This window comes from Funiculus sociatus GB2-C1 (assembly GCF_039962115.1).
GTDB classification, from domain to species: domain Bacteria; phylum Cyanobacteriota; class Cyanobacteriia; order Cyanobacteriales; family FACHB-T130; genus Funiculus; species Funiculus sociatus.
Genome location: NZ_JAMPKJ010000035.1, coordinates 52,395 through 62,982, shown reverse-complemented (window position 1 = coordinate 62,982; position 10,588 = coordinate 52,395). Strand labels below are relative to the sequence as shown.

Sequence of the window (10,588 nt, the reverse complement as noted above, 5' to 3'; positions counted from 1 at the left end):
CATATTTAGTATTAACGTAATCTTGAAGCCATTTTTTAGAAACGCTAGTCACCCTCGCAATTCCTGCTAAAGGAATTTTTTCCAGTAACATTTTGTCAATGTAATCTAACGTATGCTTATCAATGATCTTGTTGTTAGGGCTTTCAATAAATTGCCTACCACAGTTTTGACATTTATATTTAGGTTTTTTATTGTGAATTCTGCCATTTTTAACAATATGGTCAGAACCACAACGAGGGCAGTTAGGTCTAGAAGTAAGCATAATTACTGAAAGTTTTGATATTTTTTAAAGATTATAGCATTTAATATGAGATGAGCTTTAAAAATCGATTTCAATTAAGGATTATGCTAATTGTCAAAATAACCGCTTGCCGAGGCAAATAAATAACCAGTGCAAAGTGTAAAAATGAAAGTATTTTTAGTTTATATATTTACCCTTTCACTACATATTTACCACCACCAACCTATTAAACTTATCCCCACCAAGCACAAAATAAATAATGCACCTTTCTTTGGAGCATTACGATAAACAAAATAAACCGCGTATCCTACCATTATTAAAATTAAAGGAGCTGAATATAAGCCTAATTTAAAATCTAGAAATACCTGCCCAAGGTCACCAGAAAAAGTTTGTAACCTAGAAAATATGTTTACAGCTCTTTGACCGCTACTCGTATTTTTTTCAATATTATTCAAGTTAGCAATAAACACTAATATCCAGGGAACAAAGGTGAGACATCCAGCCAAAGATGCAATTATATAGGCGGTAGAACTTGCTGGTTATTCTCATACATATTAATACCATCTGTTCTAGTATATGTTTTGCTTGTGAGTGTGAACCAGCTCTCTGCCGTTGCAGTCACATACTCCGTACTTCCACGTATAAAAAATACTCTAAATACAGAAAAAGTTTGAGAATTATGCTCAAACCGTAAAATTACTGAATTTATTATTGTGGTACATCCTAAACAAGTCCAAGGAAATACTGCTATCAATGAGATAAATCTTTATTCAATCTTTACAATTGGGGTAGTTAAGAGAATATATATAAATTTTGTGTAAAGCAAATGATTAAACTAAGTAGAAATGCTGAGTGTAGGACAAACTGTGAGTAATCTAAATTTTGTGGCTAGTGGCTTCTAGCAGGCTGAGCTTTTGCAGACTGCTGACTCCGGCAGGATCTGGCAATATAAGTAAACGTCAAGGAATCAAGCTTACATAGCAAATTTGGTTTCTCCTGAAAACATATTTGCGGTGAGTAATTCTGGGTGAAACGCAGTATTTATAAGGCTTTGGCACTCAAGGTATCAAGATGAACACTTCGTCAATTTCACAGAACGCTCAAAGACAGGACATCTCAAGCCTGATTAATCCAGAATTATCGGTGGTGGTTCCGGTGTATAACGAGGTGGAGAGTTTGCCTCATCTGATTGAAGCGATCGCTACCTCGTTGAAGGAAATGGCTTTCAGCTACGAAATTGTTTGTGTGGATGACGGTTCCAGAGATGGCTCCGCAGAATTACTTAAATCTCTGGCACAAACCCGCACCGACTTAAGAGCAGTGCTGCTGCGTCGCAACTACGGTCAAACTCCGGCAATGTCAGCGGGGTTTAACTATGCGCGAGGCAAAGTAATTATCACAATGGATGGTGACTTGCAGAATGACCCGGCTGATATTCCCCGGCTATTGGCAAAGTTAGAAGAAGGCTATGACTTGGTAAGTGGTTGGCGAAAGAATCGACAGGATGCTGCACTGAGTCGCCTACTTCCTTCCAAAATTGCTAACTGGCTGATTGGTAGAGTTACGGGTGTGGAGTTACACGACTACGGTTGTTCCCTGAAAGCCTATCGCAGCGAACTGGTAGCAGATATGAACCTCTACGGCGAGTTGCACCGATTTTTGCCCGCTTTGGCTTTCATTGAGGGGGCGAGAATTGCTGAGATGCAGGTACGTCACCACGCCCGTAAGTTTGGGCGCAGTAAGTATGGGATTTGGCGGACTTTTCGCGTCGTGATGGACTTGCTAACTGTCTACTTTATGAAAAAGTTTCTCACCCGTCCCATGCACGTATTTGGGCTGTTTGGGATGGTAGCGATCGCCTTGGGAATACTGCTGGGTTGTTATTTAACTTTCTTAAAGCTGGCTTTGGGTCAAAGCATCGGCGATCGCCCGTTACTAATTTTAGCTGTCGTACTTCTGGTGACTGGCGTACAGCTATTTAGCTTTGGACTGTTGGCAGAACTGTTAATGAGAACTTATCACGAATCGCAAGGACGACCAATCTATCGGGTGAGGGAAGTAGTCGGAGAAAAGGTTAACAATAGTAACAAGATAGATGGCTAAAGATTAAGAAGGAATTACGCTTTGAAAGTTTTTTGGACGTTGGAGCCACCAAGTCGCCGCAATCTGCTGATTTTATTTACAGCTGGGCTATTATTTTGGTCTAGTATGGCTTCTTTGCTGCCCACTCTGCCTCTGTATGTGGAGTTTCTGGGCGGAACAACGCAGCAGATTGGTGTTGTCATGGGATCGTTTGCCATCGGGCTGATTCTGTGTCGTTCGTGGCTGGGGCGTTTGGCAGATCGGCGCAGTCGAAAACTGGTGGTGCTGATTGGCGCGGTAGTAGCTGCGATCGCGCCTTTAGGTTATCTGGTTGTAAATTCGATTCCCCTATTGATGGTGCTGCGGGCGTTCCACGGTATCAGCATTGCGGCTTTCACGACTGGTTACAGCGCCTTGGTGGTGGATTTGGCTCCGGTGTCCAAGCGGGGTGAAATCATTGGTTACATGAGCTTGGTGACACCAATTGGGATGGCAATGGGGCCGGCAATTGGCGGTTATCTACAGGCTGGGGCGGGCTATACACCGCTATTTCTGGGCGCATCTGGCTTGGGAATTTTGGGTTTAATTTGTGCCACTCTTGTCAAAGAACCTGGTATTACTCAAGAAACACTTGATTCTCAGGTATCGGCTGGTTCAGAAAATTCTGCCCAGTTTTGGAAGCTACTAGCCAGCCCTCGCTTGCGAACTCCAGCTATAGTTTTGTTGCTGATTGGTCTGTCGTTTGGAGCGTTGAGTACCTTTGTGCCTTTGTATATTAAGGCGGTTAAGGTTGACTTAAATCCTGGGTTATTTTACACAGCAGCAGCGATCGCATCTTTCATCTCCCGCATAATCGTTGGTCGCGCCAGCGATCACTACGGACGCGGAATATTTATCACTGGTAGTATATTTTGCTATGCCATAGCGATGCTAATTATTTCTTTCGCTGACACACCATCAAGCTTTTTGCTGGGTGGTTTTCTAGAAGGTGCAGGATCGGGAACGTTAATGCCAATGATAATTGCCTTAATTTCTGACCGTTCCACTGCCCAAGAAAGAGGTAAAGTTTTTGCTTTGTGCATTACTGGATTTGATGTCGGGATTGCGATCGCTGGGCCTGTTTTAGGTTCGGTTGCTGAACCTCTCGGCTATCGAGGAATGTTTGTTATTACGACAGCTCTTTCATTCCTAGCTCTCATCGTCTTCGCCACATCTTCTAGCAAAAATATACCCCATTCCCTCCGCTTCGCCATAGGCAAAGAAAAGGATGTTTACGCTTTGAATAAGTAAGTAGTGAGGATGGTAAGAGAATGCGATCGCTGCACGCTTATCGCTTAATGAGTTTAGGATAGGGCATACACGCCATCTCCCTATTCAATTTGCTACGCTTCTGTCTCCAGTCTCCATCATTGTAAGACAGAAGCTAAAGCTAAACGAGCGCCCTGTCCCTCTCCGACCTTATGTTACGCTGCAATTCCTAACTGGCTCAACGATCGCACAAGCTTAAATCAGACGTTCGTTATGGAGTATAAGTTAGACTACTTCTTCACAGTGCTGGCGCAGACTCTGCCAATAATCAGCCATTTGACCGCGACCCTCTAACGTAGAACTTAATAACTCCTCGCAGGGGAAGGTCATATTTTTTTTCTCGGCTAGAAATTGCCTGAGTGCTGGCAACCCATCTTCAAATATTAAATCAAAAAAATAGTCGGCTACTGCGTAATAGTGCGGCAGCATCCATCGCAACTCTTTATCTAGCTTGTTCGTGGATGCCAGTCTGTCTAGATACTCTAATACGTACCACGATTTATCTCCATCCAATTCAGTAATCCCAGTCAGGAAGGATGGCTCTGCAACTTCAAACCAACGGAGAAATAATGCCCGCTTAAGAGCTTCAAGATCGCCTTGGACAGCAAGAGCGGCATACCTGTTGTAAACACGACCATATCTGTCAAATATACCCCTGCGTTGTAACTCAGCGTGCTTCTCTTCAATTAATTTTCCGATGCTGCGTACCTCAGCCAGTATCCTGTACTCCTCTAGAGCAAGTTTATTAAGATCCATTTGTTCTATCATTGACAATCTCAGGGTAAATTGACGTTGAACGTTGACAATGTAAAGTAAGCACATATCTTTATCAACACTTACTATCCATTGGATTCTGACAACATTTGCAAATACCTTGCAGAACAATACCCAGCCGAATTTGTCCGCTGGCTACTTCCAGATTCGGCTACCGACATTCAGGTACTCAAAACTGAACTGAGTGTAGAACCAATTCGCGCTGATTCTCTCACACTGTTGCAAACCGGAAACTCTATCCTGCACATAGAGTTTCAAACTCTACCAGCATCCAACCCCCCCCTGCCATTGAGAATGCTGGATTATTGGTTAAGACTGCACCGCAAATACCGTTGTGACATTGAACAAGTGGTAATTTTTTTAAAGTCCACTACTTCAGTTGGTGCCTTTACCGAAGAATTTACCACCCGTAATACCAGACATCGCTACCGAGTCATTCGCTTGTGGGAGCAAGATCCGGCACCACTTTTGGCAAACCCTGCGTTATTACCATTGGCGACTCTAGCTAGAACTGACTCTCCCAACAGCTTACTAGAGCAAGTTGCTGCTGTGATAGATACGATTGAAGAACCACAGCAACGGGGAAACCTTGCTGCTTGTGTGGAGGTGCTGGCTGGTTTACGGTTTGAAGAAAGTTTAATTCGCCAACTTTTGCGGGAGGAAATTATGCAGGAATCTGTAACTTATCAAGCCATCATCCGGAAGGGAGTGCAACAGGGAAAGCAAGAAGGAAAGGAAGAGGAGGCGCGATCGCTAGTTATGCGTATGCTAACCCGTCAATTTGGTAATCTAGATGAACAATTGCAACAGCGGATTGCGGCATTATCGGTCACGCAGTTAGAGGAATTGGCTTTGGCGTTGTTGGATTTTCACTCCCCTGCGGATTTAGTTGTCTGGTTGGATGAGAATTAGCTATAGCTACAGAAAGCGATCGCGCTTTTTCTAGTTGAGCGCGATCGCTTTCTGTAGCCGCAACGCGATCGCGCCCTTGGTTTACACTTGTATAGTGTGGCATTTACCAGTTAACATTGGACATAGTATTGTCACATCTATTCGAGTATAAACTATGGTTACTATCTATTTGAAAGATGGAGAAACTGTAGAGGTTGCTACCGAGGAACTAGAAGATTACCTGCATAAAAATCGCGATCGCATTGAAACTCGCCGAATCAAACTAGGTAGACCTCGAATCAAAAAAATTGTAACTTCTTCTACTGACACTAGCAGTAAATAATTACGGTTTCACCGCGTTGTTCGGCTGCAAAATCTCCCTCATCAACCTGTTTTTCAGTTTCGGCAAAGAAAATATTACAGTTTGTGAAAATTCGGTACTCTGTATTCGGATTGTCACTAGGTTGAGAAATAAACTCTCTTTCTGTTCCTAATTCGACATAAACGTAAATAATGCCTTGAAGGCGCAACTCGCCGTAGACATATCCATCAGTAGCCGCAGCGTCAAACTCCTCGCGTTCAACTTTTATTCTAAGTGCCATTCTGGTCTAATGAAATTAATGGCTCTAATTTACTTCTAATCAAAAGTTAAATTCAAGTAAAGTGTAACTATAAGTTGGTATTTTGCTGTAAATAACAAAGATGCGATCGCGTTTTTTTCCAAGGCGCGATCGCTCCAGTTAAGGTCAATGATATGATGACCCTTGCTTTGCAATTTACCAGCACCAATTACTAGACTATAAAAAGCAAAAAGACAAAAGACACTTTTTTTGCCTTTTGCCTTTTTACTTATTAAACGGGCTAGGAGGGATTCGAACCCCCGACACCGTGGTCCGTAGCCACGTGCTCTAGTCCACTGAGCTACAAGCCCTTGCCCGAATCTCATAATAACACAACTCAAAGCGATGACGCAAAATTTTTTTGAAATTCAACCGCTAACTCATGTGGATGCCCAAGGTGAGGCGCAGATGGTGGATGTTTCCAGCAAATCCGCAACCAAACGCATTGCAGTCGCCGCCGCGCAGGTGCGGATGTTGCCAGAGACGTTGGCGGCGATTCAGGCGGGGAATGCGCCAAAAGGGGATGTCTTAGGAACCGCGAGACTGGCGGGAATTATGGCAGCAAAACAGACTTCAGGGCTAATCCCCCTGTGCCATCCCTTACCCATCAGTAAAGTAGAAGTGCATCTGACACCAGACCCCCAACTGCCGGGATATCAGATTCGGGCAGAAGTCGTAACAAAAGCTGAAACAGGCGTGGAAATGGAAGCCCTGACAGCAGTTTCCGTCGCCGCGCTTACACTGTACGACATGGCAAAAGCCCTGGAAAAGGGGATGATAATTGAATCAATTCGCCTAGTGAGTAAAACTGGCGGCAAGTCGGGAGATTATCAACGTCCGGAAGATGCCACTTAGAGCTTTAAAATGAAGTTAGTTGTTAGAAATGACAACTCATAACTCCTAACTCAGAACTTCAAATGCCTCCTCGTTGGCCTCGCAAACCCGACCGTAACGACCCCGCCTATCGTCGCCTTGATGACCGGATGAATTTTGCTATGCACGTAGCGATTTTTGCCGCCTGTAATTCTGGCTTGTGGTTTTTCCACAATTTGCAGAATGCTACATGGCCTTGGGCTAAATGGGTGACAGGAATCTGGGCAACGGTCATATTGATTCACATGATTTATATCTTTGGAGTGGCAGATTACTCCACTCCTGTAGTCGAATCTGTAGCCGCAACTCCTCAAGGGTTCCAACCAAAACCCAAAGAGAAGACAAAAAAAACAACCAAGAAAACTACCAAAAGATAGACCATAGGTTCTGCTTTTCGTTGATGCAAACTCCGAGGGGATCGATTGCAATTAAGGCAAGTAGATTCCCATTCACAAAAAGAGAGTAGATGTTATGGCTAAAGCGAACACCAGCGAAGCAATCGAAGCACTCGCCGCTGAAATTGGCGAAAACATTTACATTGACATTGCTAAATGGCATCTCTATTTACGGGATGCTCATTTGCACAGTGTCTTGGCAGAACAGCTGTATCCCATGCTGGTTAATGATTCCTTACAAGAAGACCGGGTGCTGCAAGTTCTGGAAAATATCCCCGTGAAGTTAGGCGGAGGAAAACGGGAAGTTCCTCTGATAGACTTGCTGCCTATGCAGTGCCAAGTTAATTTGATGGATCTTTTAGAAGAGTATCAGCGCAACTTTTAAAAAGTTGTTAAATAAGAGCTTTGCCGTTGGCATCTGGGTGAGATAAATTGCGATCGCGCACGGGCGATCGCATAGTCTTCTCTCAGGGTAGGGCTACACTTGTTTATTGGCTCAAAAGCGCCATCAGTAACGGCTTTCTTCAATAGCGAGAGGTTTTTAAGGATTTGCGACGATAAGCGTATTGACCATGAATATTGACAAGATAAGGCATTAGATAGGTAAGAGATCCGGCAATCCAGCGATCGCGAGTCATTTCTCCTCGGAAGAAGGCAAGACCGTGATTGATCAAAAATAAAACAGAGCCTACGAATAGAGCAGTCCGTAAGCCTGTCGGGATCAATTCTTTGTCAAATAGACTGGCTAGATATCCTTTGAAGGCCTTCATTGGTTGCCTTTGTTATTAAGCTAACGAGCCAAGTTTCAAGACTCATCTCGGCTTAATATTTAGATATCACACCTTCCTGCCAGACTTTGGTAGTGTTGCATACGGTTGAGTGAGTGCGTTTGCTTCACGCCCCCTTGCCATCTTTATCTCACAAAGCGCTGGCGAATGCGGGAGACAAAAATATCCACTTCTGGCAAATTCAGCCGCGTGGCAAATAAGGCATAAACCCCTAAGCCGACTAATCCAGCTAAACTTAGCTGCAACAACTGCAACAGCAAACTGTTGCTGCCTAAAAATTCCTGAAAACCCCGACTAACGCCCCAGGTAGCTAACCCAGCCACAAAGCTAGCGCCAGTTAAACTGAGGATAGGTAAGCACCACTCCCGCCAAGGTAAGCCGTGAAGCTTGCGATCTAACAACCACACCAGCGCTATTGTTGAAGTAATATTCACCCCCACCGTTGCCAGAATCAAACCGGGTGCGCCGAAACGTTGGACAAGAATATAGTCGAGTATGGCATTCAGAAAGATATTCACGATACTGATGCGAAACGGTGTTTCGCCATCCCCCAAAGCATAAAAGACGCGCACCAGCACGTCACGCGCCAAGTAGACAAACATCCCAATGCTGTAAGCAATTAGCACTGAGGAAACTAGCTGGGATGCCCTTTGGTCGAAAGCATAACGCTCATAAACCACGCGCACAATTGGCACTGCCAGAGTTACCATTAAGGCACTCAAAGGCAGCATGGTAACGGCAGTGAGGAGTATTCCCTGACGAATTCGCGCCTTGAGTTCAGTCCAATTTTCCGGGGCAGCCAGCCGCGAAAATATGGGCAGTAGCGGCACTAAAATTACATTGGAAATAATTCCCAGCGGCGTTTGCACTAAAAGCCCTGCATAGGTCATGGCTGCTGCTGCTTGGGGAATATAAGAAGCGAAAAATAAATCGGTGTAGAGGTTAATTTGCAGCATTCCAGAGGAAAGGGTTGCTGGCCCCATCACCTTGAGGACATCCTTAACTCCAGGCTGGTGCCAGTCAAAGCGCAGGCGTAATGTGCCCAAGCCAGCCCGCCATTGTGCCGACAGCTGGATTAACCACTGTAAGATCGCACCAGCAAGGGTTCCCCCAGCTAAAACTAATCCTCCTAGCTTGGCGTATTGGGGGGCGTTGATTTGGTCGCCGAGTTGCAGCGCTAAGATGCCGAGTCCGCCAATGACTGTAATGCTGGAGAATAAGGGACTAACGGAGGGCAACCAGTACATATCAGCGGCGTTGAGGGTGCCAAAGCCAATGCCGATGAGTCCAGCAAGGATTGCCATCGGAGCCATTATCTGTAATTGATCGATGGCGATCGCTTTCACTTGTATCCCGTAGGCTGTCTCGCTTAAACCCGGTGCGACCAGGTTAATGAAGACTCCGGCAAATACAATTAAAACGATGGTGACGATGAAGAGTATCCCTCCCACCAGTGTTGTAATGGTTTCCACCAAAGGTGCGGCTTCCGATTTGTCGCGCTTGGCTAAGACGCTGACAATGGCACTATGAAAAGGGCCATTGATGCCGCCCAGTAAGATCAACAAAAAGCCAGGGATGACATAGGCGTAGTTGTAGGCATCGGCGGTGACACCCACACCAAAAGCAGCTGCGATCGCTTGCTGGCGCACTAACCCAAAAACTTTACTAATCAGTGTGGCAATTGCCACAATCCCAGCAATTCCAGCTAGGGAACGAGCGGTTTTTTGCTTTTCAGTCACAAATGCTTAAAGATACCTCAAGAGACTCATTTTATTTAAACGCAAAGAATGCAAAGGTTAACGGTTTAGGTAGCAAAGGTTTGTCTGACTCTGCGATCGCCTAAGATTACCTTTGCGTTACTCTGCATTAAAAAACTACTATGGATTGGCTTTACCAATATCCAACTCTGTATCCGGGTGTCCTACTCAAACGTTATAAGCGGTTTTTTGCCGATATTGAGCTGGCGACTGGGGAAGTAATCACCGCCCACTGTCCTAATACTGGCCCAATGACGGCGGTTTCTACGCCTGGGAGTCCGGTGCAGGTGTCCTTCAGTGATAATCCTAACCGCAAGTTGCCTTATACCTGGGAAATGATTCAGGTTTGCGATACTGAACCAGCCTGGGTAGGAGTGAATACAGCTTTGCCAAATCGGGTGATTAAGTTGGCGTTGGAGAAGTTCCTGTTTCCATTAGGTAAATACAGTCTAATTCGCTTTGAAGTACCTTACGGGAAAGAGAAAAGCCGGGTAGATTTTTTGCTGACTGGCGATGAGTCTGACAGACCGATTTATCTGGAAGTCAAAAGTACAACTTGGGCGCAAGGTAAACTGGTGCTATTTCCCGATACGGTCACGACGAGGGGACAAAAGCACCTGCGAGAACTAACGGCGCTAATTCCCCAAGCGCGGGCGGTGATGCTTTATTTTATTAATCGTGGCGACTGTAACCAGTTTGCGCCCGGAGACATTGCCGATCCTTTGTATGGGGAGTTGTTGCGCGATGCTGTTTCCTTGGGCTTGGAGGTGTTACCTTGCCGTTTTGAAATTAACCCAGAGGGAATTCGCTACTTGGGGTTAGCTGATTTTATCCCATCAATGCCCAGCCCTGTCTAATT

16 protein-coding genes and 1 tRNA gene are annotated in these 10,588 nt (G+C 45.0%); 8 read left to right on the top strand and 9 right to left on the bottom strand.

The window, feature by feature from the left end; translation table 11 throughout:
- On the bottom strand, window positions 1-262 hold a 262-nt coding region (locus tag NDI42_RS17040; protein WP_206755912.1), incomplete at its 3' end, for an IS1 family transposase.
- A 188-nt stretch (window positions 263-450) separates the two neighbouring features.
- The gene (locus NDI42_RS17035; protein WP_190453491.1) at window positions 451-711 is read right to left on the bottom strand and encodes a hypothetical protein; all 261 of its coding nucleotides are present in this window, start codon (window positions 709-711) and stop codon (window positions 451-453) included.
- A 601-nt stretch (window positions 712-1,312) separates the two neighbouring features.
- Here NDI42_RS17035 and NDI42_RS17030 point away from each other — a divergent pair.
- Both NDI42_RS17030 and NDI42_RS17025 read left to right on the top strand, forming a co-directional pair.
- The gene (locus NDI42_RS17030; RefSeq protein WP_190453488.1) at window positions 1,313-2,344 is read left to right on the top strand and encodes a glycosyltransferase family 2 protein; all 1,032 of its coding nucleotides are present in this window, start codon (window positions 1,313-1,315) and stop codon (window positions 2,342-2,344) included.
- A gap of 21 nt (window positions 2,345-2,365) precedes the next feature.
- Window positions 2,366-3,613, top strand: coding sequence for an MFS transporter (locus tag NDI42_RS17025; RefSeq protein WP_190453485.1), 1,248 nt, complete (start codon window positions 2,366-2,368; stop codon window positions 3,611-3,613).
- Between the two features lie 243 nt (window positions 3,614-3,856).
- On the opposite strand, the gene NDI42_RS17020 is transcribed toward NDI42_RS17025, so the two are convergent.
- Complete coding sequence (locus tag NDI42_RS17020; RefSeq protein ID WP_190453482.1) at window positions 3,857-4,453, bottom strand: hypothetical protein; 597 nt, start codon at window positions 4,451-4,453, stop codon at window positions 3,857-3,859.
- 24 nt (window positions 4,454-4,477) lie between these two features.
- Here NDI42_RS17020 and NDI42_RS17015 point away from each other — a divergent pair, with 24 nt between their 5' ends.
- Window positions 4,478-5,317, top strand: coding sequence for a DUF4351 domain-containing protein (locus tag NDI42_RS17015; RefSeq protein WP_190453479.1), 840 nt, complete (start codon window positions 4,478-4,480; stop codon window positions 5,315-5,317).
- A 154-nt stretch (window positions 5,318-5,471) separates the two neighbouring features.
- Window positions 5,472-5,639 carry a hypothetical protein gene (locus NDI42_RS17010; RefSeq protein ID WP_190453476.1) on the top strand — a complete coding sequence of 56 codons (168 nt, stop codon included), beginning with the start codon at window positions 5,472-5,474 and terminating at the stop codon, window positions 5,637-5,639.
- On the opposite strand, the gene NDI42_RS17005 is transcribed toward NDI42_RS17010, so the two are convergent.
- From NDI42_RS17005 to NDI42_RS16995, 3 genes are all read right to left on the bottom strand, one after another.
- The gene (locus NDI42_RS17005) at window positions 5,626-5,898 is read right to left on the bottom strand and encodes a hypothetical protein (RefSeq protein WP_190453473.1); all 273 of its coding nucleotides are present in this window, start codon (window positions 5,896-5,898) and stop codon (window positions 5,626-5,628) included. The two genes, NDI42_RS17010 and NDI42_RS17005, sit on opposite strands and share 14 nt — an antisense overlap.
- A 35-nt stretch (window positions 5,899-5,933) precedes the next feature.
- Window positions 5,934-6,071, bottom strand: coding sequence for a hypothetical protein (locus NDI42_RS17000; protein WP_190453471.1), 138 nt, complete (start codon window positions 6,069-6,071; stop codon window positions 5,934-5,936).
- An 82-nt stretch (window positions 6,072-6,153) separates the two neighbouring features.
- Window positions 6,154-6,227, bottom strand: a tRNA-Arg gene (locus NDI42_RS16995).
- A gap of 34 nt (window positions 6,228-6,261) precedes the next feature.
- On the opposite strand from NDI42_RS16995, the gene moaC reads away from it, so the two are divergent.
- The 3 genes from moaC to NDI42_RS16980 all read left to right on the top strand — a co-directional run bounded on the left by moaC (window position 6,262) and on the right by NDI42_RS16980 (window position 7,569).
- A complete protein-coding gene (gene moaC / locus NDI42_RS16990) occupies window positions 6,262-6,771 on the top strand; it encodes a cyclic pyranopterin monophosphate synthase MoaC (protein ID WP_190453468.1) in 510 nt (169 codons plus the stop codon).
- Window positions 6,772-6,833: 62 nt separating this feature from the next.
- On the top strand, window positions 6,834-7,166 hold the full coding sequence (locus tag NDI42_RS16985; RefSeq protein ID WP_190453464.1) for a 2TM domain-containing protein: 333 nt from the start codon (window positions 6,834-6,836) through the stop codon (window positions 7,164-7,166).
- 94 nt (window positions 7,167-7,260) lie between these two features.
- The gene (locus tag NDI42_RS16980; RefSeq protein ID WP_190453459.1) at window positions 7,261-7,569 is read left to right on the top strand and encodes a DUF3181 family protein; all 309 of its coding nucleotides are present in this window, start codon (window positions 7,261-7,263) and stop codon (window positions 7,567-7,569) included.
- Here NDI42_RS16980 and NDI42_RS16975 read toward each other — a convergent pair.
- The 3 genes from NDI42_RS16975 to murJ form a co-directional block, all read right to left on the bottom strand.
- Window positions 7,566-7,712, bottom strand: a complete 147-nt coding sequence (locus NDI42_RS16975) for a hypothetical protein (RefSeq protein WP_190453456.1) — start codon at window positions 7,710-7,712, stop codon at window positions 7,566-7,568. The two genes, NDI42_RS16980 and NDI42_RS16975, sit on opposite strands and share 4 nt — an antisense overlap.
- Entirely contained in the window at window positions 7,709-7,954 is a 246-nt protein-coding gene (nrtS, locus tag NDI42_RS16970) for a nitrate/nitrite transporter NrtS (protein ID WP_190453454.1), read from the bottom strand. Before nrtS ends, NDI42_RS16975 begins: the two co-directional genes overlap by 4 nt.
- 143 nt (window positions 7,955-8,097) lie before the next feature.
- Window positions 8,098-9,711: a murein biosynthesis integral membrane protein MurJ gene (gene murJ / locus NDI42_RS16965; protein ID WP_190453449.1), complete on the bottom strand. Its 1,614-nt coding sequence runs from the start codon at window positions 9,709-9,711 to the stop codon at window positions 8,098-8,100.
- A gap of 140 nt (window positions 9,712-9,851) precedes the next feature.
- Here murJ and sfsA point away from each other — a divergent pair, with 140 nt between their 5' ends.
- Window positions 9,852-10,586 (top strand): DNA/RNA nuclease SfsA, encoded by a 735-nt coding sequence (sfsA, locus tag NDI42_RS16960; protein WP_190453447.1) that lies wholly within the window; start codon window positions 9,852-9,854, stop codon window positions 10,584-10,586.
- The last annotated feature ends 2 nt before the right edge of the window (window positions 10,587-10,588 follow it).

Bases quoted from the DNA above. Each gene is read 5' to 3' on its own strand.
- NDI42_RS17030 (WP_190453488.1), top strand. From the start codon at position 1,313: ATGAACACTTCGTCAATTTCACAGAACGCTCAAAGACAGGACATCTCA.
- NDI42_RS17020 (WP_190453482.1), bottom strand. From the start codon at position 4,453: ATGTGCTTACTTTACATTGTCAACGTTCAACGTCAATTTACCCTGAGA.
- NDI42_RS17010 (WP_190453476.1), top strand. From the start codon at position 5,472: ATGGTTACTATCTATTTGAAAGATGGAGAAACTGTAGAGGTTGCTACC.
- NDI42_RS17005 (WP_190453473.1), bottom strand. From the start codon at position 5,898: ATGGCACTTAGAATAAAAGTTGAACGCGAGGAGTTTGACGCTGCGGCT.
- moaC (WP_190453468.1), top strand. From the start codon at position 6,262: ATGACGCAAAATTTTTTTGAAATTCAACCGCTAACTCATGTGGATGCC.
- NDI42_RS16985 (WP_190453464.1), top strand. From the start codon at position 6,834: ATGCCTCCTCGTTGGCCTCGCAAACCCGACCGTAACGACCCCGCCTAT.
- NDI42_RS16980 (WP_190453459.1), top strand. From the start codon at position 7,261: ATGGCTAAAGCGAACACCAGCGAAGCAATCGAAGCACTCGCCGCTGAA.
- nrtS (WP_190453454.1), bottom strand. From the start codon at position 7,954: ATGAAGGCCTTCAAAGGATATCTAGCCAGTCTATTTGACAAAGAATTG.
- sfsA (WP_190453447.1), top strand. From the start codon at position 9,852: ATGGATTGGCTTTACCAATATCCAACTCTGTATCCGGGTGTCCTACTC.